21 protein-coding genes and 2 riboswitches are annotated in these 22,810 nt (G+C 60.5%); of the genes, 2 read left to right on the plus strand and 19 right to left on the minus strand.

The genetic code is table 11. The features are described 5' to 3' along the window. Nucleotides 1-65 precede the first annotated feature (65 nt). From J3351_RS10165 to J3351_RS10215, 11 genes are all read right to left on the minus strand, one after another. Nucleotides 66-911 (minus strand): HAD family hydrolase, encoded by an 846-nt coding sequence (locus J3351_RS10165; RefSeq protein ID WP_186851366.1) that lies wholly within the window; start codon nt 909-911, stop codon nt 66-68. Between the two features lie 15 nt (nt 912-926). Continuing rightward, nucleotides 927-1,742 carry a hypothetical protein gene (locus tag J3351_RS10170; RefSeq protein WP_207697674.1) on the minus strand — a complete coding sequence of 272 codons (816 nt, stop codon included), beginning with the start codon at nt 1,740-1,742 and terminating at the stop codon, nt 927-929. A gap of 59 nt (nt 1,743-1,801) precedes the next feature. After that, the gene (locus tag J3351_RS10175) at nt 1,802-2,893 is read right to left on the minus strand and encodes a hypothetical protein (RefSeq protein WP_207697675.1); all 1,092 of its coding nucleotides are present in this window, start codon (nt 2,891-2,893) and stop codon (nt 1,802-1,804) included. 18 nt (nt 2,894-2,911) lie between these two features. Next, nucleotides 2,912-4,978, minus strand: a complete 2,067-nt coding sequence (ftsH, locus tag J3351_RS10180; RefSeq protein ID WP_207697703.1) for an ATP-dependent zinc metalloprotease FtsH — start codon at nt 4,976-4,978, stop codon at nt 2,912-2,914. 95 nt (nt 4,979-5,073) lie between these two features. Further along, nucleotides 5,074-5,619 (minus strand): hypoxanthine phosphoribosyltransferase, encoded by a 546-nt coding sequence (hpt, locus tag J3351_RS10185; RefSeq protein ID WP_207697676.1) that lies wholly within the window; start codon nt 5,617-5,619, stop codon nt 5,074-5,076. Continuing rightward, nucleotides 5,606-7,069 carry a tRNA lysidine(34) synthetase TilS gene (gene tilS, locus J3351_RS10190; RefSeq protein ID WP_207697677.1) on the minus strand — a complete coding sequence of 488 codons (1,464 nt, stop codon included), beginning with the start codon at nt 7,067-7,069 and terminating at the stop codon, nt 5,606-5,608. Before tilS ends, hpt begins: the two co-directional genes overlap by 14 nt. Beyond that, nucleotides 7,069-8,472: a replicative DNA helicase gene (gene dnaB / locus J3351_RS10195; protein WP_005931854.1), complete on the minus strand. Its 1,404-nt coding sequence runs from the start codon at nt 8,470-8,472 to the stop codon at nt 7,069-7,071. Before dnaB ends, tilS begins: the two co-directional genes overlap by 1 nt. 83 nt (nt 8,473-8,555) lie before the next feature. Then, the gene (gene rplI / locus J3351_RS10200) at nt 8,556-9,011 is read right to left on the minus strand and encodes a 50S ribosomal protein L9 (RefSeq protein ID WP_097770524.1); all 456 of its coding nucleotides are present in this window, start codon (nt 9,009-9,011) and stop codon (nt 8,556-8,558) included. A gap of 97 nt (nt 9,012-9,108) precedes the next feature. Then, nucleotides 9,109-10,212: a UDP-galactopyranose mutase gene (gene glf, locus J3351_RS10205; RefSeq protein WP_207697678.1), complete on the minus strand. Its 1,104-nt coding sequence runs from the start codon at nt 10,210-10,212 to the stop codon at nt 9,109-9,111. Then, nucleotides 10,209-12,218, minus strand: a complete 2,010-nt coding sequence (locus J3351_RS10210) for a DHH family phosphoesterase (RefSeq protein WP_242699383.1) — start codon at nt 12,216-12,218, stop codon at nt 10,209-10,211. The genes glf and J3351_RS10210 overlap by 4 nt, the downstream gene beginning before the upstream one ends. 49 nt (nt 12,219-12,267) lie before the next feature. Then, nucleotides 12,268-14,070: a ribonuclease J gene (locus J3351_RS10215; protein WP_098925128.1), complete on the minus strand. Its 1,803-nt coding sequence runs from the start codon at nt 14,068-14,070 to the stop codon at nt 12,268-12,270. Between the two features lie 403 nt (nt 14,071-14,473). On the opposite strand from J3351_RS10215, the gene rnhA reads away from it, so the two are divergent. Beyond that, a complete protein-coding gene (gene rnhA, locus J3351_RS10220) occupies nt 14,474-14,938 on the plus strand; it encodes a ribonuclease HI (protein WP_035393761.1) in 465 nt (154 codons plus the stop codon). Then, a complete protein-coding gene (locus tag J3351_RS10225; protein ID WP_207697679.1) occupies nt 14,935-15,447 on the plus strand; it encodes a hypothetical protein in 513 nt (170 codons plus the stop codon). Before rnhA ends, J3351_RS10225 begins: the two co-directional genes overlap by 4 nt. A 109-nt stretch (nt 15,448-15,556) precedes the next feature. Here the strand turns inward: J3351_RS10225 and J3351_RS10230 are convergent, their stop codons facing one another. The 8 genes from J3351_RS10230 to J3351_RS10265 all read right to left on the minus strand — a co-directional run bounded on the left by J3351_RS10230 (nt 15,557) and on the right by J3351_RS10265 (nt 22,807). Beyond that, entirely contained in the window at nt 15,557-16,426 is an 870-nt protein-coding gene (locus tag J3351_RS10230; RefSeq protein ID WP_227623010.1) for a CAP domain-containing protein, read from the minus strand. 132 nt (nt 16,427-16,558) lie between these two features. Next, nucleotides 16,559-16,634, minus strand: a riboswitch (cyclic di-GMP riboswitch). A gap of 125 nt (nt 16,635-16,759) precedes the next feature. Beyond that, a riboswitch (cyclic di-GMP riboswitch) is annotated at nt 16,760-16,835 on the minus strand. A 118-nt stretch (nt 16,836-16,953) separates the two neighbouring features. Beyond that, a complete protein-coding gene (gene bilS / locus J3351_RS10235; protein WP_097770529.1) occupies nt 16,954-17,457 on the minus strand; it encodes a flavodoxin family protein BilS in 504 nt (167 codons plus the stop codon). Between the two features lie 27 nt (nt 17,458-17,484). Next, the gene (gene bilR, locus J3351_RS10240; protein WP_097773736.1) at nt 17,485-18,612 is read right to left on the minus strand and encodes a bilirubin reductase; all 1,128 of its coding nucleotides are present in this window, start codon (nt 18,610-18,612) and stop codon (nt 17,485-17,487) included. Between the two features lies 1 nt (nt 18,613). After that, a complete protein-coding gene (gene bilQ / locus J3351_RS10245) occupies nt 18,614-19,039 on the minus strand; it encodes a bilirubin utilization transcriptional regulator BilQ (protein ID WP_207697680.1) in 426 nt (141 codons plus the stop codon). A gap of 121 nt (nt 19,040-19,160) precedes the next feature. After that, the gene (locus J3351_RS10250) at nt 19,161-20,207 is read right to left on the minus strand and encodes a sulfate/molybdate ABC transporter ATP-binding protein (protein ID WP_207697681.1); all 1,047 of its coding nucleotides are present in this window, start codon (nt 20,205-20,207) and stop codon (nt 19,161-19,163) included. Beyond that, nucleotides 20,204-20,878 (minus strand): molybdate ABC transporter permease subunit, encoded by a 675-nt coding sequence (gene modB / locus J3351_RS10255; RefSeq protein WP_207697682.1) that lies wholly within the window; start codon nt 20,876-20,878, stop codon nt 20,204-20,206. Before modB ends, J3351_RS10250 begins: the two co-directional genes overlap by 4 nt. 20 nt (nt 20,879-20,898) lie before the next feature. After that, nucleotides 20,899-21,786 (minus strand): molybdate ABC transporter substrate-binding protein, encoded by an 888-nt coding sequence (gene modA, locus J3351_RS10260; protein ID WP_154277331.1) that lies wholly within the window; start codon nt 21,784-21,786, stop codon nt 20,899-20,901. 88 nt (nt 21,787-21,874) lie between these two features. Then, complete coding sequence (locus J3351_RS10265) at nt 21,875-22,807, minus strand: MOSC domain-containing protein (RefSeq protein WP_097773733.1); 933 nt, start codon at nt 22,805-22,807, stop codon at nt 21,875-21,877. Between the last annotated feature and the right edge of the window lie 3 nt (nt 22,808-22,810).

Consider the following 22,810-nt stretch of genomic DNA (forward strand, 5'->3'; position numbering starts at 1 on the left):
AAAAATTCCCGCTCGATGGAGCGGGAATTTTTTGTTATCATCTCTTCTTTTGTGGAAGGCTGCTCTCAGATCAGGCCCAGAGTTTTGAGCTCCCTTGCCACGCCGTCCTCCGTCACAGCCGGGCAGATGCGGTCGCAGAGCTTTTTCAGGTTGTCAGAGCCGTTGGCCATGCAAACGCTGATGCCTACCACATCGGTCATCTGCAGGTCATTGTCGCTGTCGCCAAAGCCGATGGTATCGGCCAGCGAACACCCCAGCTCATCGCAGATGGCCTTGATGCCGGTGCCCTTGTTGAACTTGCGGTTGATGAGCTCCCCGTTGACGATGGCCGACGGGTTATCCCCCAGCCGGGACTCGCAGAAGATGAACTGATCCTCATACAGCTGCTTCGCCTCAGCAAGGCAGGCCTCGTTGGGGGCGATGAACACCACCTTGTAAACCGGCTCCCCGTGGTATTCCTCAATGGGCCGGATGGTCAAGCCATACTCCATCGTTTTGCGCCAGCGCTCGGCCTCGCTGTTCAGCTGCCCCGGCTTGCGGGGAAACAAATGGGCGAACCGCTCGATCATCCTGATGCCGCCGTAAGTATCATCCCGGGCTTCCAGTGTACACTCGGCACCGGCACGCCCCAGCACCTCCCGCAGGCCCTCGACCTGCGCAGGCTCCATGGGAAGATCCACGAGAATTTTCCCATCACAGCCTACATAGCCGCCTGCAGAGCAGACAAAGCCATCGAAACCGTAGGCAAGCAGCGGCTTCGTCATGCGCAGGTTACGGCCGGTGCACAGAAACACCTTGTGGCCGTTGGCCCGGGCCTGCCGGATGGCCTCCACGGCACTGGCCGGAACGGTCATCTCACCGGGCGGCAGCAAAGTACCGTCAATATCCAGAAAAATCAGTTTTTGCTTCATAGTTCCCTCACTCTTTCACTGCCAGTTCATGGTAAAGCCGCGAATCAGCAGACCCACGGCCAGGATCGCCAGCAATACCAGCAGAACGGTGCGGTTGGCCTGTTTCTGCTTCTGCCTGGCCCGGGCACGGCTGTTCCGGCTGCCGCCCTGCTTCCGGTTCTGGGATCTGCCGCCGGAGCTGCGGCCGCTCGTGTTCTGCTTTGTGCTGCTGCGGCGGGAAGCACTGCCGGAAGTCCCCTCTTTTTTCCTGCCCGCAGTGCTCTGGCCGGACTTTGCAGCGCGGGGTGCTTTCTCTTCCGGGGCCGCCGACGCAATGGGCTTTTTGGCCCCGCAGCGGCTCAGGTAATCCTCAGCCAGCCGGTAATACTGGCCCAGCTCACTGGTGCGCAGGGGCGCGCCCGCATAGCCCTCTTCCAGTGCTTCCACGGCCTCGTTGAAGAGGATCGCCGCCTGCGCAGCCGCCGTGCGGTCAGAAGCATGGGCCGCTTCATTGCGGGCAGTGCGCACCGCGTTGCAGGCCCGGCGGGCAGCAGCAGGGTGCTCCGTATTGCCCAGCAGATCCAGCTGGTGCGCAGCATCCTTTTCGGGGTCCAGCAGCACCCGCATACACAGGGTAGTATCCAGCTGCTGCCAGCTGTTTCGGCCCGCCAGATCGGGCAGACGGTCATAATATTCGGGGCTCTCCTGCTGGCGGGTGCGGATGTGATCCAGCAGGGCTCCCAGGCTGTGCTCCCCGGGCTTGTTCTCCCAGTGCCAGCGCAGCAGCTTGCGGCTGATCTCATCGCAGGTAGTTTTGATCTCAAAAGCGGTTTGCAGTGCTTCGTCGGGCATAACGTTTCTCCTTCGTACAACCAAAAAACGGAGGAAGCGCAGCCTCCTCCGTCATTCATTTACATCATAAACTGATAATAGACGAAGCCCCACAGCGCAATGCCTGCGCAGACGATGGCGGTGATGGGCGGGACCCAGCGGACGAGGGTCTCGGCAATGCCGTCACGGCTCTCTTCCGCATCGTCCTCCTCATCGTACTGCTCCACCTCGGGTTCCGGCTGGCGGGCCGGGGCGGCACGGCGGGCAGCAGCAGGCATCACACGGGTGCCCTCGTCATCCACAGCCGCTGCACCGCTGCCGGGGAACGCCGCGCGGGTGGCGGCATCCAGCACCCGGGTAGGCTCTGCTTCCGGAGCAGGGGTGTGTTCCACCGGCGGTGCAAAGCTGGTCGGAGCGCCGACAGGCTCTGCCGGGCGGGCCGTCTGGACGACCCGGGTGGGCTCTGCCTGCACCGGCGCGCTGGCCACGATGCGGGTCGGCTCTTCCTGCGGAGCGGCGCTCGCCACGCGGGTGGCCTCCGCCGCCGGGGCCTGCTCTGCGGGGGCGGCCTTCTGGCCGGGCTGCAGCAGGGTGTTCAGGGCGTTCTGCAGCAGGATGCGGTCACAGCCGCACTCGGTGCAGTAGACCGTGTCCTCTTCCTTCGGGTGGAAGGAACCGCAGGCACAGTACCAGCCGTTCTCGAACACCTGCGGCATATACTTGAGGCCGGTGCGGTTCATCCGGCTTTCCAGTGCCTTTTCCAGCTCCGGACTCAGGCGGCGCGGGGCAGGCAGGCGGACGCGCTTGATGGCATCCAGATGCACGACCTTTTTGCCGCTGTATACGTTCTTCAGGACCACATCCACGCTGGTGATGGCCTTCTGGGTCACGAACACAGCATCGTCCATGCCAAAGCTCTCACCGGGCTTGACCTCGATCTCGCGGTATTCAAAGGCATCCTCACACAGGATGATACCGTCCACACCCTTGCACTTGAAGTGGATCTCCAGTGCAGTCAGGGTAACCTTGGAGATGTTCTTGAAGGTCAGGCAGACTGCGTTCTCGCCGCTGAGTTCGCCCTTGAGCAGTTCCACACAGACGAACTGCACCGGGCTGCCCGGGGTATAATAGTTGGCCCGGGTGCGTGCGACCGGGTTAAAATTTTCCTCCACGACACTCGCTCCCTTCGATCATTCGTTTTCCTGCGGGGCATCCTGCGCCGGGTCGGGCATTTCCTCGCCCAGCACGGCCTGCTCCGCCTGTTCAGCGGGCTCTGCGCTCTCGGCAGGTTCTGCGGTCTCCACAGGGGCCGCCGGTGCGGCGGGTTCCTGTACAGGCTCGTCACCGTCACGCGGGGGCAGTTTGCCGCCGGCCATCACGGTGTTGAACTCCTGCTCGTTGAGCTTTTCGCGTTCCATCAGAGCCTGTGCCAGCGCATGGAGCTGGTCGATGTGCTCCGTCAGGGTGCGGCGGCAGGTCTCGTAAGCCTCATCGATGATATCCCGCATCTCGCCATCGATCTCGGCAGCGGTGCTCTCACTGTAGCCCTTGCCCTGGGCGAAATCACGGCCCAGGAAGGTCTCCTCCTGCGAGGTGCCGTAGACCACAGGGCCCAGGCGCTCGGAGAAGCCGTACTTGGTGATCATCTGGCGGGCAATGTTGGTTGCCTGCTGCAGGTCGTTGGAGGCACCGGTGGAGATATCCTCCAGGATCAGCTGCTCGGCCACACGGCCGCCCAGGCTGGAAACGATATCCTCGAACATCTCACCCTTGGTCACGTAGCTGCGATCCTTTTCAGGCAGATACATGGTGTAGCCGCCAGCCTGGCCGCGGGGAATGATGGTGATCTCGTGCACACGGGGATGGTGCTTGCAATAGAAGCCTGCCACGGCGTGGCCCGCCTCATGGTAAGCGGTCAGCTTCTTTTCCTCGGCAGTCACAACACGGCTCTTCTTCTCAGGGCCTGCCATGACCTTCATGGAAGCTTCCTCGATGTCCTCCATGGTGATGGCCTTACGGCTGCGGCGGGCAGCCAGCAGAGCGGCCTCATTGACCAGGTTCTCCAGGTCAGCACCCGCAAAGCCTGCGGTGCGCTGTGCGATGACCCTGAGGGAGACATCGGGAGCCAGAGGCTTATTCTTGGTGTGGACCTTGAGGATCTCCTCGCGGCCCTTGACATCGGGCAGACCCACATAGACCTGACGGTCAAAGCGGCCCGGACGGAGCAGTGCCTTATCCAGAATGTCGGCACGGTTGGTGGCTGCCATCACGATGACACCATCGTTGGCCTCAAAGCCGTCCATCTCGACCAGCAGTTGGTTCAGGGTCTGCTCCCGCTCGTCGTGGCCGCCGCCCAGACCTGCGCCGCGCTGACGGCCCACGGCATCGATCTCATCGATGAAGATGATGCAGGGCATGGTCTTTTTGGCCTTATCAAACAGGTCACGCACACGGGACGCGCCGACACCGACGTACATTTCCACGAAGTCGGAGCCGGAAATGGAGTAGAAGGGCACCCCTGCCTCACCGGCGCAGGCACGGGCCAGCAGGGTCTTACCGGTACCCGGAGGGCCCACCAGCAGAACGCCGTGGGGGATGCGGGCACCCAGCGTGTTGAACTTGTCGGGGCTCTTGAGGAACTCCACGACCTCCTTCAGCTCTTCCTTTTCCTCGTCCTCACCGGCAACGTCGGCAAAGGTCGCGGTCTTTTTGTTCTCATGCTCGTCCTTCACCTTGGCCTTGCCCACGTTCATAATACCGCCGCCGCCAGCGCCGCCGCGCATCATGGAGAAGAGCAGGAAGCCGGTGCAGCCCAGCATTCCCAGGTAGAACAGGATCTCCATCCAGGGGATGGACTCCTTCAGGGTGGTGTAATCGTACTCCATGGGCGCGGTCGGGTTGACTGCGTCGTAGGAATCGATATACTGCTGGACGTTCTCGATGAACACATAGGCGTAGGGCAGCTTGTAGCGCACCGTCACTGTGCCGTCATCATTTCTGGTCGCCCCCACGGAAGAGGTGGAGGAGGAGAACATATTGCTCAGCAGACCACCGGAGGCCTGTGTGGCAGCGGTGGCACCTGTGGTTTCGGGCAGCTCCTGCTTGCCCTCCTTCAACGTCAGGGTGATGATGCTGGTGTTGCGATCCAGCGTAAAGGCTGTGACCTGATTGTTCTCAAAGTAGTGCACCACAGTCGAGTAGCTCATGGTGGAGCCGCCGGTACTGCTGTCGCTGGTGCCCAGCACCGACCAGATCATCAGAACACCGGCCAGTGCCAGCGCCAGGATCAGGGGATTAAAGCGAGGTCGTTTCGGTTGCAAAAGGGATCAACTCCAGTTCTAATTCGTTTTTGTTATGCGTAGATTTCCGGTTTCAGCACACCCACATAGGGCAGGTTGCGGTATTTCTCATCGTAGTCCAGACCATAGCCCACCACAAACTCGTCCGGCACCTGGAAACCCTCGTAATCGGGCTGGATGTCGGCCTTGCGGCGGCTGGGCTTGTCCAGAATGGTGCAGATCTTCACGGAATTCGGGTTGCGCATCTTGAGCATGGGCACCAGCTTGGAAAGGGTGACACCGGTATCCAGAATGTCCTCCACGATCAGCACGTCCTTGCCGGACAGGTCGCTGTCCAGATCCTTGATGATCTTGACCAGACCGCTGGTGGTGGTATTGCTGCCGCCGTAGCTGGACACGACCATAAAATCAATGCTGCAGGGGATGGTCACAGCCCGCATCAGGTCGGCCATGAAAACCACCGAACCCTTGAGGATGGAGACGAGGACAAGGTTTCTGCCCTCGTAATCCCTGCTGATCTGTGCACCCAGTTCGGCAACCTTGGCTTTCAATGCTTCCTCACTGACCAGGATGTTCTTGATATCGTCATTCATGCTCATGGGTTGTTCCTCCATTTTCCAATTCCAACTGCAAGATCTGTACAGTCTCCTCGTCCGGGGCCAGCCCCTCGGCAAAGCCCTCCCCACAGACCCACAGGATCTCGCTGCCCGCCGCCAGCAGCGGCAGGCCCTCTCGTATTCCGGCAGGAATGCCTGCCTCATTCATCCATTTGCGCAGGGGCTTGCTCAGCCCCCGCCCCGCAGGCCGGAACCGGTCTCCCGGTTGACGGGTGCGCAGCGTAAGGGCAGAATATAACAAGGTTATTCTAGCATAATCCGCCCGATTTTTTAAGTCTTTTTTATGAACACCCTGTGTTTTTTCTCGAAAACCGCTTACAAAAAGCCGTGTTTTCAGGGTTTGGCCCCCGGGCAGGGCAAATTCTGCCCCATCGGCAGGGGCAAACGGCAGCGAAAACGCCGGGGCCGCAGCCGCTTCCGGCCGGCCCTCTTCCTGCCAGAGCATCCCGCTGCCTGCGCAGAAGCGGACCGTATCGGTCAGTTGCACCGCCCCGCTCCCCTGCTCCACCAGCTCTGCCAGCAGACGGATGTACTTTTCCTCGGCATCCCGCACCGGGGCAACAAGTCTGTGGAGCGCTGCTTCCAGAATGAGCGGGTCCGCGCCCTGCAGCGGCTCCAGCCGCCATGCTGCCTTGGCTTTCGGGGCCTTGCGGGCAGTCTGGGCTGCATCTAGACGCGCGACAGAAAGCAGCTGTTCCGCCTGCCGGGCAAAGTAGGCATCCGCGCGGCCCGCTTTTTCACAGAAGCGGGCCAGATTTTCCTCTGCCGCATCGTTGACGCTGCGCAGGGACGGAACGGCCCCATGGCGCAGGCGGTTGCGGGCGTAGGCATCGGAATCGTTCGTCTCGTCCGTCACCCACGCCTGCCCGAAGGCGGCGCAGAGCGCTTCGGTCTCGCCCCGGGTCAGCCCCAACAGCGGGCGGCAGTAACCGGGCCGCCTGGGCCGGATGCCCCCTGCCCCATGCAGCCCGGTGCCCCGGGCCAGCCGGAACAGCAGGGTCTCGGCCTGGTCAGTAGCAGTATGGGCCGTTGCAATGCAGTCTATCCCGCCTGCCAGCAGTTGGGCGAAGCAGGCATAGCGGAGTCTGCGGGCCCAGTCCTCCCCGGCATGGGGCGGCACAGCCATTCCCACATCTGCCGGGCGGAAGACTGTCAGCGACACCCCCAGCCTGGCACACTCGGCCCGGACAAAAGCTTCGTCCCGGTCCGCAGTCTCACCCCGCAGGCCGTGGTTGACGTGGCAGGCCGTAAGGGGATACCCAAAAGCTTCCCGCAGCTCCAGCAGCACCCGCAGCAGCGCCATGCTGTCGGCCCCACCCGAAACGGCGGCGCACAGGTGCAGAGCCCGGCCCGGCTCCGCAGGCGCAAACAGCTGCTCCTGCCGGGCAAAGCGTTCTACTTTTGCGATCAATTTTGATGTTTCGTCGTTCATCAGCGTTTGAAGTCCACATCCATAAAGCGGGTGTGTGCGCCATCCCAGCCCAGCGGCACCGTGCTGGTCTCGCCGTGGCGGTTCTTTGCCACAATGCACTCCGCGGTATCCGCATCCACCTCTGCCCCATCGGGGTTCTGGCTGGCGTAGTAGGAATCACGGTAAAGGAAAAGGACGCAGTCGGCATCCTGCTCGATGGAACCGGAGTCACGCAGGTCCGACAGCTGGGGCCGGTGAGAAGAGTTGTTGCCCTGCTTCTCCACCGCACGGGACAGCTGAGAAAGCGCGATGATGGGCACATTCATTTCCTTAGCCATGATTTTCAGGTTTCGGGTGATGGAGCTGATCTCCTGCACACGGTTCTCGCTGCGCTGGCCGGTGGTCATCAGCTGCAGGTAGTCGATAACGATCAGGCCCACATTGGGGCGGGTGGGATCCTGATTGACCCGGCGGATCTTCGCCTTCATCTCGGTGATGGTGATGCCTGAGGTGTCGTCCATATAGATGGGGGCATCGTGGAGCTTTTCCGTTGCCAGTGCCAGATACTCCCAGTCCTCACTGCGGAGGGCACCGGTGCGGAAAGCCTGGCTGTCGATGCCAGCTTCCGCCGAAAGGATGCGGTTGGTCAGCTGCTCCTTGGTCATTTCCAGGCTGAAAATGGCCACCGGCACCTTTTGCTGCATGGCAACGCGGGTGGCGATGTTCAGCGCAAAGCTGGTCTTGCCCATACCGGGGCGGGCGGCCAGAATGATGAGGTCGCCGCGGCCCAGGCCGGTCAGAACAGTATCCAGCAGACGGAAGCCGGTGGGGATGCCCTTGTACTTGTCGGCATCCGGGCCGCTGATCTTCTGCAGGTTGGTCAACGTCTCCACCATGCTGGAGGAAAGCGGGGTCAACGCGCTGGAATCCCGCCCGGAGCGGATCTCGTAGATGCGCTGCTCGGCGTTTTCCAGCAGCAGGTCAGCGTCCGGCTCATCGCCCGCGTCCTGCAGAATGTCCTTGGCAACGCCCATCAGCTGGCGCACCAGATACTTTTCCTGCACGATCTGGGCATAGGCCTTCACATTGGAGATACTGGGCACCGTCTCGGCCAGACCGGTCAGGTAGACCTTTGCCTCGTCCGCACTGGGGAACACGCCATCGGAGATGACGGCATCCAGCAGGGTGACAAAGTCGATGGTCTGATCTGCTGTGAACAGGCGCAGCATCTCAGAATAGATCTGGGCGTTCTGCCGGGTGTAGAACATTTCCGGCCGGATGATCTCCACCAGATCGGTCAATGTCTCGGGCTTGAGCAGCACCGCGCCCAGCACGCTCTGCTCGGCCTGCATATTGTAGGGCAGATTGATGCCCACACTCTCCAGATTCAGTTCATTGGAATAATGTCGTTGTTCGTTGGGCATGGTTCATCCCCCTCCATACTGGGCCAGCTTCCCAAAACGCCAAAAACGCCCCCTGAAGGCAGGGGGCGCAGATGGCATTTCAATCAGGCCTGTTCTACTTCCACCATGATCTTGAAGGAAGCCACAACACCGACATGCAGGCGCACCTTTGCGTTGAACACACCGGCATCCTTGATGTCCTTGGTCTCCAGCTCGATCTTCTTTTTATCAATGGGAGAACCGGCCAGCTGGGCCAGAGCCTCGGCAACTTCCTTGCCGGTGACCTTGCCGTGCAGGCGGCCGGATGCGCCGCCCTTGGCCTTGATGGTCACGGTCTTGCCCTCGATCTTTGCAGCCACAGCCTGTGCGGCGGCCACAGTTTCAGCCTCGTGGAAATCCGCAGCGGCCTCCTTGCCGCGTGCGATATTCACCGCAGAAGCATCGGCCACAGCGGCCAGCTTGCGCGGGAACAGAAAGTTGCGGGCGTAGCCGTCGGAGACCTCATGGATTTCATCCTTCTTGCCAATGCCCTTTACGTCCTGCTTCAGAATCACTTTCATGGTGTTATCCCTCACTTCTCACCGGGGAACCGGTGGATTTCTATGGTTAGTATACAGCATTCAGACCGTTGCGTCAACGCCTTCGATGACAGTGGGGTTACCCCAGCTCCCGTGCCGCCGCATCCAATGCTGCTTCGATCACCTTATCCATATCATAATACTTGTACTCGCCCAACCGGCCGCCAAAAATGACCTTTGTCTCGGCATCGGCCAGCGCTTTGTATTTTGCGTAAAGCGCGCCATTCTTTTCATCGTTGACGGGGTAATAGGGCTCGTCACCCTGATGCCACTCGGTGCTGTACTCCCGGCTGATCACCGTTTTGGGCTGGGTGCCGAATGCAAAATGCTTGTGCTCAATGATCCGGGTATAGGGCGTTTCCGCATCGGTATAGTTCACCACCGCGTTGCCCTGATAGTTGTCGGTATCCAGCACCTCGGTCTCAAAGCGGACGCTGCGGTACTGCAGCGCGCCCAGACGGTAGCCGAAGTAGGCATCCACCGGGCCGGTATAGACCACCTTGTCGGCCAGTGCGTTCAGGCTCTCCCGGTCGGCCAGATAATCCACATTCAGCCGCACCTCGATGCCCTCCAGCATCTTTTCCACCATGGCGGTATAGCCGCCATCGGGGATGCCCTGATACAGCGCGTTGAAATAGTTGTTGTCGTAGGTAAAGCGGACCGGCAGGCGTTTGATGATGAAAGCCGGCAGTTCGGTGCAGGGGCGGCCCCACTGCTTGCCGGTGTAGCCTTTGATGAGCTTTTCGTAAATGTCCGTGCCCACCAGACTGATGGCCTGCTCCTCAAGATTTTTCGGGTCGGTGATGCCCGCTTCCCGCTTCTGCTCCTCGATCTTTGCCTTGGCCTCGGCGGGGGTCACCACGCCCCACATCTTATTGAAGGTGTTCATATTGAAAGGCAGATTGTAGATCTCGCCGTGATAGTTGGCAACGGGACTGTTGGTGTAGCGGTTGAACTCCGCAAACTGGTTCACATACTGCCACACTGCCTTGCTGCTGGTGTGGAAGATGTGGGCACCATAGCGGTGGACCTGTATGCCCTCCACTTCCTCGGTATAGATATTCCCGGCAATGTGGCCGCGCTTATCAATCACAAGGCATGTTTTGCCCGCCTTTTTTGCTTCCTGGGCGAACACCGCACCGTAAAGGCCTGCGCCTACGATGAGATAATCGTAATGGTTCATCCCTGCTTCTCCTTTTTTCTGGATTCAGGTTCATTTTTGGAGAGCGGCTTCTTCTGGCTCTCACGGTACTGGTCGATGGCGGTCTGGATGCGTGCCCGGGCTGCCTCGGGGGTAATATGCTTGAGCTGGGCCGCCGCCATGGTCTGGTGGCCGCCGCCGCCCAGACTTTCCATGATGACCTGAACATTGACCGCCCCCAGACTGCGGGCGGAAATATTCACACCGTTCCCCACCTGCACGGCCACAAAGCTGGCCTCCACATTCTGGATGGTCAGCAGGTCGTTGGCAGCCTGCGCAATGGCAACACGGGCCTCGGGGGGCACCTCGCCGCTCACCGAAATGGCACAGTTGCGGTACATCTGGGCAGCCTCCACAAGGTCTGCCTTGGCGTTGTACTCCACCATGGTCACATCAAAGAGCTGGCGCACCCGCTCCGTCTCCGCACCGTAACGGCGCAGAGCGGCGGCAGCTTCAAACGTGCGCACACCGGTGTGCAGGGTGAAGTCCCGGGTATCCAGCATAATGCCCGAGAGCAGGCCCTCGGCCTCCACCCGGCTGGGCTTGTCGTCCCGGTCGCCCACATACTGCAAAAGCTCCGTGACCAGTTCACTGGCCGAGGAGGAGTAGGGCTCGTGGCAGACAAGGTCTGCATGCTCGATGAAGCCCACGCCCTTGCGGTGGTGGTCGATAACGGCCACCTTGCCGCACCTTTCCAAGATCTCCTTACTTTCCACAAGGCCCAGCTGGTATGTATCCACCACCACGCAGAGCGTTTTCTTGGAGATAATGGGCAAAGCCCCCTTGGGGTCGATGAAATCATCCGCCTGCCCGGCCCGGCACAGGGCATCGATCAAACTGCCCGCCAGCGTGGCATCCCGCCTGACGGCGATCACCGCCGGGACATCGCAGATCTTGCAGATGCGCAGCACGCCCTCGGCAGCGCCGATGGCATCCAGATCGCTCATCCGGTGGCCCATGATGACCACATGGTCCGCCTCCTTGACGAGCCTGACCAGCTGGTCGGCCACGATGCGGCTGCGCACCTTGCTGCGCTTTTCTACGCCATGGCTCACGCCGCCGTAAAAGGTAAAGCCGTCCGGGGTCATCTCAGCGGCCTGATCGCCGCCGCGGCCCTGCGCCATATCCAGCGCCTGCACGGCCATATCCTGGGCTTCCCGCAGGGTCTTGGCCCCGCGCCCGATGCCAATGGAGATGGACAGGTTCACGCTGGGGTCCAGAGCACGGATCTTATCCAGCACATCGTAGCCGCGCTGGGCATACTGCTCCAGATGGCGCTCTTCCACCACGGCAATATAGCGGCCGCTGGCAACGCGGCGCAGAAAGCCTGTGCCCCGGCCGATCATATCCTCCAGCACCCGGTTGATGCCCTCCAGCAGGCGGGCACGCTCACTGTCCAGCATATCGCTGAACACATCGTCGTAGCCGTCCACCAGGAACACCATGTAACCCGGGCGGCTGGCCTTGTACTCCGTTTCGATCCTGCGCAGGGCGGTCTCCTCATTGAACACGAGCAGCGTCATGCTCTCGCTGCCGCCCGGCACGGTACTGCTGTGCACATTCCACACACCGTCGGCCAGATTGAGCTGCTGCCCCTCCGGGGTGCGGGCCTGTGCGGTGTCCAGGCCGGGCAGCAGCTTTTGTGCCCTGCCTGCAAGCCGGTCCTCGCCGCCCAGCAGCGCCGTGCGGAAGCGGCTGTTATACCACAGCACCGTCTCGCCAGAAAGCAGAGCCGCCGGCTGAGAGAGGGATTCCAGGCTGTATTGGGTCCTGGAATTTTCAAAGCTGCCGCCAGTCACCCACTTGGCGGTCCAGCGCCGCAGCTGATACCGGAAAACGCAGATGCCGATGCCCCACAGCACCACCAGCACTGCCAGCGCAGGCCAGCCTGCGGGCCGCTGCACCAGAAGCGCCAGTGTCAGCAGTGCACACAGCACTGCCAGCGCGGCGATCAGCATTTCCAACGTCCATCTCGGTTTTTGTTTCATGGAATCTTCTGCCTCCTGGTCTGCCTGCCCCGGCGGGGCGGCTTCCGGCTTATACCTCCATCAGAATGGGGAGGATCATCGGGCTGCGCTTGGTGCGGCGGTAGATATAGCTGCTCAGCGCCTCACGCACCCGGGTCTTGACGCTGTTCCAGTCGCGCACATGCTCTTCCACGCAGCGATCCAGCGCGTTTTCCACAATGCTCTGTGCCCCGTCCATCAGGCTCTCGTTCTCGCGCACATAGACAAAGCCGCGGCTCACAAGGTCAGGCCCCGCCAGCACCTTGCCGGTCTTGCTGTCCACGGTGGCCACAATAATGACCAGACCGTCCTCAGAGAGATGCTTGCGGTCACGCAGGACCACATTGCCCACATCACCTACGCCCAGGCCGTCCACCATCACGGCACCGGCGGTGACAGGCTCGCCCAGCTTGATCTCGTCCCGGCTCAGGATGACGTTGGAGCCGTTCTCGGCAATGAGGATGTTGCTGGTGGGAATGCCCAGAGACGCGGCGGTCAGGGCATGCTTTTTCAGCTGCTTGTACTCGCCGTGCACGGGCAGGAAATACTTGGGTCTGGTCAGGGTGAGCATCAGCTTCTGCTCCTCCTGGCAGGCGTGGCCGGAAACATGGACATCATACATGCTCTCGTAGATGACCTCCGCGCCCAGCAGGAGCAGACCGTTGACGATCTTGGTCACGCTCTTCTCGTTGCCGGGAATGGGGTTGGCGGAGATGATGATGAAGTCGCCGGGGCCCACCCGCACCTGGCGGTGGCTGCAGGAGGCCATGCGGGAAAGGGCGCTCAGGGGCTCGCCCTGGCTGCCGGTGGTGATCAGCACCACCTGTTCCGGCGGGTACTGGTTCAGCTCATCCACACTGATAAGGGTGCCCTCGGGGATGTGCATATAGCCCAGCTCCTGCGCCATGGCAGTGTTATTGACCATGCTGCGGCCGCTGAACGCCACCTTGCGGCCATCCTCCACGGCCAGATCAATGATCTGCTGGACGCGGTAGATATTGGACGCAAAGGTCGCAATGATGATACGCTTGTTCCGGGCACGGGCAAACAGGTTGCGGACACCGGCGGCCACCTTCTGCTCCGTGGCGGTAAAGCCCGGGCGCTCGGCGTTGGTGGAATCGCTCAGCAGGGCCAGCACACCCTTCTGACCATACTCCGAAAGGGTGGTCAGGTCGGTCACGCCGCAGGCCAGCGGGGTGTAATCGATCTTGAAGTCGCCGGTCTGGATGATCGTTCCGGCAGGGCTGTCAATGGCAAAGGCCACGGAATCGGGGATGGAGTGGTTGACATGGATGGGCTCCACGGTAAAGCAGCCCAGCTTGATCTTCTGTTTGGGGGTGATCTCCACGAACTTGGTCTTGCCCGCCAGGCCAAACTCCTCCAGCTTGTTCCGGATGAGGCCGCAGGTCAGCCGGGTGCCGTAGATGGGCAGATCAAACTTCTGCAGCAGGTAGGGAATGCTGCCGATGTGGTCCTCGTGGCCGTGGGTGATGAGCAGGCCCTTGATCTTGTCCTTATTCTGCACCACAAAGGTAAAGTCGGGGATGACCATGTCCACGCCGTACATCTCACTGTCCGGGAATACAAGGCCGCAGTCCACAATGATCATATCCCCGTTGCACTCGTACACGGTCATGTTCTTGCCCACTTCGCCCAGACCGCCCAGCGGATAGATGTGGATGGGCACAGCAGCCTCCTTGGGCTGCTGAGTACGGCGGGGCCGCCGGTTATAATAAGGGCGGCGGGTGCGGGTACGCTTTTCCCCGCCGGATTCACTGTTTCTGTTCGGATTGTTCTGAGCCTGAGCCGGGTTCTGTTCTTTGACCTGTGCCATGCGGTACCTCCAAAATCAATTACAAAACGCAGGCACACCCCTTTGCGAGCGGCCTGTCTGTTGTGAAGGAGCAGCAAACGCACCGCCGCTCCCATCGAAACCATCGTATAGAATTTTTCGCTTCCATGCCCGTTTTCGGCACTGGGATGGCCGAAACGGAGTAATTTCTGCCCTGTCAGTCCATCTGTTCGATGCGACCGCGGCACTGCCCCGTTCCGGCCGGACACACCGCACCGGTGCGCCCCTATACGCATTTTGTTACAAACAGTATAGTATTTCTTGTCCACTTTGTCAATTCAAAGCTTTGCCGGAAAAGCCGGGGATGATACGTTTTCCTCTTGACAGAACCGGAAAAATAGCTCTAAATAGAGGTATCCAAAAATTCAAGTTCCGGGAGAAACAGATGAAACAAGTCGAAGTTTACACCGATGGCGCGTGCAGCGGCAACCCCGGCCCGGGCGGCTGGGGCGCAGTGCTGCGCTACCGCTTCAACGGCAAGGTCTACGAAAAAGAGCTCAGCGGCGGCGATGCTTCCACCACCAACAACCGGATGGAGCTGACCGCCTTTATCGAGGCCCTGCGCCAGCTCAAGGAGCCCTGTGAGGTGCGGCTGTGCTCTGACAGCCAGTACGTCATCAACGGGCTGGAAAAGGGCTGGGCCAGGGGCTGGAAGCGCCGGGGCTGGAAAAAGTCCGACGGCTCCCCTGCCCTGAACCCCGACCTGTGGGAACAGGCATTGGAGCAGGAAGCCCGGCACAAGATCACCTATGTCTGGGTCAAGGGCCATGCAGGCCACCCGGAAAACGAGCGCTGCGACCAGCTGGCCGTGGCACAAAGTCAGGCACACGGAGGGAGACAGGGACGATGAGCGATACATTTCTGCCCGGCAGCGGGTTCGATACCTATGAACAGCAGGACAAGGTGCTGGTGGGCCTGTGCGGCGGCACGGGCTGCAAAGCAGCTGTCCGCATTTTACAGCAGCAGGGCTTTGCGGTGATGGGCGCTGTGGTGCGTCTGTGCACCGATGACCCCGTTGTGGATGCCGCCAGGGAAGCCGCCAAGGCTCTGGGCATCGAGTGCATCACCCTGAATGCCAGCGAACTGGCCAGCCAGCTGGCCGAGGAGACCGCTGCCCCGGCCGACCTGCGCTTCCCCGCCCTGCTGGCGGCGGCTGACCGGCTGGGCATCCAGTACATTGCCACCGGCCACCGCGCCCGGGTAGAGACTGGTGCGGACGGCGTGCACGTCCTCTGCCCTGCCGAAATTGCGGACGAGAGTGTCCGGCTTGCCGCCCTGCCGCAGGAAACGCTGGGCCGGCTCATCCTGCCCTTGGGCGATTTCAGCCCCGAGGATGTGGCTGAGATGGCAGCAGAATAAAAAGCAAAAGAGATGCACCCCGCCTTCCTGAAACCGGTTCAGGGAGCGGGGTGCATCTCTTTTTGCTCTGTTTTATTTTATCGTACAACGCTCAATGGAAGTCATCCGCTTACTTTGCGAAGATCTGGATCCAGTTGTGGCCCCACTGAGAATTGGCATCGTAGTTGTAGCCAAGGCACATATACTTGGCGGCGGGGTCCATGATATTGACACGGTGGCCTTCCGAAGCCATCCAGTCTGCAACGACCTTTTCAGGCGTGGTCTCACCCCAGGCGGCATTCTCGCCGGTGGCGGTATCAGACACGCCGTACTCTTTCAGCACGGTGAAGCAGTTGGTGCCATCGGGGCGGGTGTGGGAAGCGACCTTTGCCACTTCCTTTGCGCGCTCATCGGCGGCGGCCTGCAGCTTGGCATCGCCCATGGCCAGAGGTGCCAGATTTTCCTTTGCACGCTCAGCGTTGACCAGCGCCAGCACTTCCTGTGCGAAACCGTTCTCACTGGTGCCGCGGGCGTAGGTAAAGATCATCACCCAGTAATTGCCGTACTCGCCGCCCTCGTAGTAGCCAATGCCAACGGAGGTGGCATCCTTGTCCAGCATCCGCTCCTTGAAGAAATCGTAGCGATTCCAGGCGGCGACCACGTCCGAAGCATTCTCAGCAGCTGCCCAGTAGTTCTCGCCCACAGAAACATCGTCCACACCGTACTCCGGCAGGATGGTGAACTCGCGGCTGCCATTGGGGCGGTTGTAGGAGTAATTGACGGTAAGTTCTTTTGCACGGGCCTGTGCAGCGGCATTCAGTGCGCTGCTGCCCATGCTCAGAGGAGCCACACCAGCCTGTGCACGCTCTGCGTTGACGAGCTGCAGCAGCTCATCGGCCTTGGAAGCTGCGTGTGCGGGCATTGCCAGAACAAACATCAGGCAGATGAATGCGGCGCAGCAGACCAGATTCTTCAGGACTTTCATCGAAGCGTTACGCATGGTGTTGAACCTCTTTTGTGTTGCCCCATGAAAAAAGGTGTCGATTGCTGGTATACTCGGCAATCGACACCTGATGCTTCAGATGAAGGTCACTCAACACCCAATCTCCGCTGTGGAGACCCTCAGGTGATGAGAAGCAACTGGCTACCATTTTACAGGCCCTATAGCTTTGCGTCACAGCCTTTCGACTGCTTTGTCGAGGATATTCAGTTTTGCGTGCCTTTCTTCTTTTGGGAAGAAATTTGAGAACGAAAAAAGGTGTTGTTCTGCAATACACTCAGCAAAACAACACCTAGAAATTCTAAGCAGGTCACCCAAAGAAAGATTTCTTTGAGAAGCAGCTGGCTGCCATTTTACAGGCCCTGTAGCTTTGCGTCACAGCCTTTCGACTGTTTTGCCGAGAATATTCAGTTCACCTTGAGGAGCTGTTTCCATTTCCTCGACGCTATCCTACCACATCGGACAGAACCTGTCAACTGTTTTGGAGCAGCTTTCTCAAAAAATCTGCTTTTTGAAGAGTTCTTCCGTTATGCCTGCACCTCTGCCGCCTTTTTGCGCAGCTGGTCGAGGTCTGCGGCATCCGGGTGAGCCAGCGCCTTGTCAAAATTCTCGATCAGCATCTCGAGGTTGGGTGCATGGTTGGGCTGCTGCAGCATCTTTTCGTACTGCTGGCGCACGGTCATGGGCATCTTGCCCTGGCACATATAAGTTCCAATGACCGTGTTGCTCTCATCCAGCGATTTCTGCACCGCTGCCAGGATCTGCTCGAAATATTCCGCACTGCCGCCAAAGCCTGCGGTACCGAACAAAAAGACCCGCTTCCCCTTCAAGGTCTGCAAAAAGGCGGTGAGGGTGTCATCGGCATGGCCCTTGTCCGTCCAGAAGCCGATGTAAAGGGTCTCAGCCTCCAGTGCCTCCGGGGCCGGTGCTCCGAAGTAGGTGCACTCATTCTGGGGCAAGCTTGCGCGAAGGGTGTCGGCCAGCAGGCGGGTGTTGCCGGTCTTGCTGCTGAAAACGATGGCGTAGCTCATGGTCATTCTCCTTTATTATGTTTGATATCAGATGCTTCCCTGTTCTTTTGCGTTCAGGGCATCATAGATACAGCGGGTGCCCTGATGGGCGATCAGGCCGCCCAGGCACTTCTTGTTGCAGCGGACACAGCGGTGGATCTTTGCCGCATTGCCGCTCTGCAGTTTGTTGACCCAGTTGGGGTCGGCCAGCAGCTGGCGGCACATTGCCGCGCACTGGATGCGGCCGCTGGCAAGCTGCTGCTCCACGAAATCGGGGTCGTTCAGGCCGCCCACACCGCAGAGCGGCACGCTGGTATACCGGCGCACCTCATCGCAGAACTTGAGGAAGCAGCCGGTCTCCTTGAACTCGGGGTGGCTGGCCGGCGGGATGGTGTTTTCCAGCGCAGAGTGGTTGGCCAGTGTCACATGGAAGCTGGTCACGCCTGCCTGCACCAGCAGGGGCACGAACACGGCCAGTTCCTCCTCCACCACACCGGCGTTGCCGTAATGGGGGTTCTCCTGCCGGACAGCCAGCTTGTAGTCAATGGCCATGCCGGGCACAGCGGCGTGCACTGCCTTGACAGCTTCCACGGCAAAGCGGGCGCGGCGCTCGGCACTGCCGCCGTATTCATCGGTGCGGTGGTTGAAGATGGCGGAAGAGAAGCTGCCGCACATCCGGTCGCCGTGCACCTGCACCATGTCAAAGCCCGCCTGCTTTGCCAGCACAGCAGCCTTGCCAAAGCCCGCGATGATCTGATGGATCTTTTTCTGGGACATCTTGGTGATGTAGGGGCCCACGGCATCGTTCATCCGCTCCCGCAGCTGGTCGGGGGTGATCTTTTTCATCAGCATCCCCGGGATGCACTTGATGATGGACATCATGTCGGTATCGGTCTGGTGGAGCTGGGCGCAGACCTTACAGCCGTATTTGTGGGCAGTCTCGCAGATCTGCTGATAGAAGGCAAAGCCCTTTTTGTCAAACAGAGACTTCTCGAACCGGCTCTTGGCCACCGGCACGTCGCCGATGATGATCATGGCGCAGCCGCCCTTGGCCAGCCGCTCCATCTCTGCCAGATATTCCTCGTCCGAAAGGCCGAAGGTGGTGGGGGCAAAGATGATGCGGTTCTTCAGCTGCAATCCACCGTAATCAATGGGGCTCAGGATGGTGTCGTACATGTTACACACTCTCTTTCCTCGTCCGTGCTGCCTTTTGCAGCAGGCTCAGGAGCTGGTGCTGTTCCTCTTCGGTCAGCCCGCTCAAATTTTGTGCATCCCAATCGAAAAATACCTGGTGGCAGGTCCGGAATGCTCTCTCACCCGCCGGGGTCAGCCCCAAATGATAACTGCGGCCCTGCTTTTCCCGGGTCATAAAGCCATCTTCCACCAGCTTGATCACGCTGCGCTGGCAGTGGCCCCAGTCCAGGTGCAGGTTTTTGGTCATCTCAGCCGGGGTGCAGCCGGGATGTTTGCCCACGTAGATCACAAAATACATCATGCCAAAGCTCAGGCCAAACTCCTGCAGCTGCTGGGTGGTGTAGGCTGCGAACCGCTTGTAAAACTCCATCGCGTAGAAGGATATGGTCGATTGGATCACTCTTTGCATCTCCTTTACTTGACAAGGTCTAGTATAATCACATTACTTGATAAAGTCAAGTACTTTTTTCAAAAAATTTCTCCCTGCTCCGTATTTCTGTTTCGGGAGCAGGGAGAAAACGATTTTTTTCTCAGACCAGCGGCATGATATTTTCCGGGGCGGCAGCAAGGCAGGCGGGTGCTTTTGGCGGCGGGGCCGCCAATGTCTCCTTGGACACCTTCCACCACAGGCGGGTCTCACCGCCGGGCAGGGTGAAGATCATGTTCCAGTCAAAGGGGTTCTCACTGGTGGTGACAGCCTGCACCGGCAGGCTGTTGGGGGTGCCGGGAGCGCAGGGCGCAAAATCATGGGCGCGGATGCCCACGGCACGGCAGCCCTCGGGCACCGGCAGAGCCACGGTCAGCGGCTGTTCCCAGCCCGCCAGATGAACGGTATGCTCCCCCACCCGGGTGCAGGGCAGAATGTTCTTGCAGCCGGTCAGGCGGGCGGCGGCACGGGTGCGGGGGTCGGCAAAGACCTCCTTGGTCGTGCCCGCCCGGAGCACCTCGCCGCTGTCCATCACGATCATCTCCCTGCACAGGCGGTAGGCCTCGTCCCGGTTGTGGGTCACCAGCAGGGCCGTGCCCGCAAACCCGGCCAGCAGGCTGCCTACCTCCCCCTCTACCTCCTCGCGCAGGTAGCTGTCCAGCGCACTGAACGGCTCGTCCAGCATCAGGATGCGGGGTTTGGCCGCCAGGATGCGGGCCAGGGCGGCACGCTGCTGCTGCCCGCCCGAAAGCGCGCCGGGCAGGCGCTTGGCCAGTTCCTCCAGCCGCATGGCCCGCAATGCCTCGGCACAGGCGGCCCTGCGGGCGGCAGGGTCCTTTTCCTTTTTCAGGGCACAGAGGATATTCTGTTCCACGGTCATGTTGGGGAACAGGGCGTAGTTCTGGAACAGCAGACCCACATTGCGCTGCTGGGGCGGCAGGTCGATGCCCTGAGCGCTGTCGAACAGCACCCGGCCATCCAGCACGATGCGCCCCTCGTCCGGCCGGACGATGCCTGCAATGCAGCGCAGGGTCATGCTTTTGCCGCAGCCGGACGCGCCCAGAAGGGCGGTGGCAGTGTCCCCTGCCGTGAACGCAGCGTGGAGGGTAAAGCCATCAAACCGCTTGGTCACATTTACTTCCAGGCTCATGCGCGCTTTCCTCCCTGCTTCTGCCTGCGTTCCAGCAGGTTGACTGCCAGCAGCACCACCGCCGAGATAGCGATATCCACCAGCACCCACTGCATGGCCCCGGCTTCATCGTTGGTGCGCCAGAGCTGGTAGACCGTGGTTGCAATGGTGGCCGTCTTGCCCGGCGTGTAGCCTGCGATCATGCTGGTGGCACCATATTCGCCCAGCGCACGGGCAAAGGCCAGCACCGTGCCGGCCAGAATGCCCTGACGGCAGCAGGGCATCCGCACCCGCCAGAAGATCCAGGTGTTGGAAAGTCCCAGCGTCTGTGCCGACCAGGCCAGCGTTTCGTCAAAACTCTCAAAGGCACCACGGGCCGTGCGGTACATCAGCGGAAAGGCCACCACGATGGAAGCAAAGATGGCGCTGTACCAGTTCATCACCAGCTTCACGCCGAAATGTTCCATAAAAAAGATGCCCAGCGGCCTTTTTGCGCCGAACAGCAGCAGCAGGAAATATCCCACGACTGTGGGCGGCAGCACCATGGGCAGGGTGAGCACCACATCCAGCACGCCCTTGAGTACGCGCGGGAGCTTTGCAATGTAGTAGGCCGCAAAGATGCCTAAAAAGAACACTGCTGCGCAGCTGATCAACGCAATGCGCAGGCTGTTCCATAAGGGATACCAGTCCATACCATCCCCCCAGCGGATGCTTACAGTGCGGTGAAGCCGACGCTCTCGAACACGGTCGCAGCCTTGTCGGTGCGCAGGTAAGCCAGGAACTCCTTGGCAGCCTCGGCATGGAGGGCGTTCTTCATCACAGCGGCGGGGTAGATGACCTGACCGCACATTTCCTTGGTAGCCTCGTCCACGGAGGTCAGACCGGCGCTGTACGCATCGGTGCAGTAAACGACACCGGCATCCACGCTGGCCTCGCTGACCTGGGTGGTGACTTCCTTGACGTTGGAACCGTAGGTGATGACACCGGCAGCAGCCAGAGCTGCCTCATCCAGATCATAGTAGGCCAGGATCTTCTGGGTGTACTGACCCACAGGCACATCACTGTTGCCCATGCAGAACAGGATATCCTCTGCCTTCAGGTGCTCAGCCAGGCTGTCGAAGCTGTCAATCCCCTTGTCGCTGCCCTCGGGTACACAGAGCACGACCTTGTTCTCCAGCAGATCCACACGGCTTTCGGCATCCACAAAGTCCAGGCCCTCGGTGTTCACCTCAGCGGAAGCGGTGCTGTCCAGCTGGTTCATCTGCTTCTGACCGGCGGAGATGAACAGGTCGCAGTCCGCACCCTCCTGGATCTGGGTCTTGAGGGTTCCGGAGGAGTCAAAGTTGAAGCTGAAGGTCACGCCGGGGTTCTCTGCAGAGTAGGTCTCGGCAATGGCGTTCAGGGTCTCGGTCAGGGAGGCGGCAGCAAAAACGATCAGCTCCACGCTCTCGCCGGAGGCAGCCTCAGAGGAGGCGGCAGCGGAGGATGCGGTGGAAGATGCAGTGCTGCCGGAGGAGCCGCCGCAGGCGGTCAGAACAGCAGATGCAGATGCGATGCCGGCAGCGCACAGGAAGCTGCGGCGGGAGATCATAGTTTTCATAGTCTTGCTCCTTACAGTGGGTATGCTTTTGTTGTACTTTTATTTTCACGTCCGGCACCAAAAGCAACGCCGCGGCGGTGAAACAGACTTATTTGCGGGCGCACTCGCCGTCCAGCCCGGCGGCAATGCGTACCCCATGCTCCAGGCTGGGCAGGATGTACTCCAGATTCTCTTTCACGGCCTTGGGGCTGCCGGGCAGGTTGACGATGAGGGTCTTGCCCCGCAGCACGCTGGCGGCACGGCTGAGCATCCCGCGCGGGGTGATGCTCAGGCTGTGGTAACGCATGGCCTCAGCAATGCCGGGGGCGTTGCGGTCCGCTACGGCATAGGTGGCTTCCGGGGTGATATCCCGGGGGGCAAAGCCGGTGCCGCCGGTGGTCAGGATCAGGTTGACCTGACGGCCATCGGCCAGCCGGATGAGCTGTGCTTTCAGGGCCTTTGCCTCATCGGGCAGGATCATGGTCTCCTCCACCTGATAGCCTGCAGCGGTGAGCATCTCCACGATCAGGGGGCCGCTCTTGTCCTCCCGCTCACCACGGCTGCCCTTGTCAGAAAGGGTGATGACGGCAGCGCGCAGGGGCGGGTTTTCCGGCGGAGGCAGCAGGGTCACCTCGTCCCCCACGTGGATCTCGCCGCCCTGCAGCACCCGGGCAAACACGCCCTCCCGGGGCATAATGCACTCGCCGGTCTTCTGCTTGATGACGCAGTCGTTGTGGCACTCTTTGCCGATCTGGGTCATTTCCAGCACCACGTCCCCGATGGCAAAGCGGCTGGTCACGGGCAGATTGCGGAAATCGTAGCCCTCCACCACCAGATTCTCACCAAAGGCACCGTAGTCCACCCAGATCTTCTTGCGGAAGTTCTCGATCTTTTCAGCACTCAGCAGACTGACCTGACGGTGCCAGTTCCCGCCATGGGCATCGGTCTCAATGCCCCATTCCGGGGTCAGGCGTGCGCTTTCCACTTCGGTCTTGACCGTGCCCCGCTGGGGGCTGGTGCAGATCGCCAGAAGTTTTCCCATAGA

It is taken from the genome of Faecalibacterium sp. Marseille-Q0746 (genome assembly GCF_017377595.1).
GTDB lineage: Bacteria > Bacillota > Clostridia > Oscillospirales > Ruminococcaceae > Faecalibacterium > Faecalibacterium duncaniae.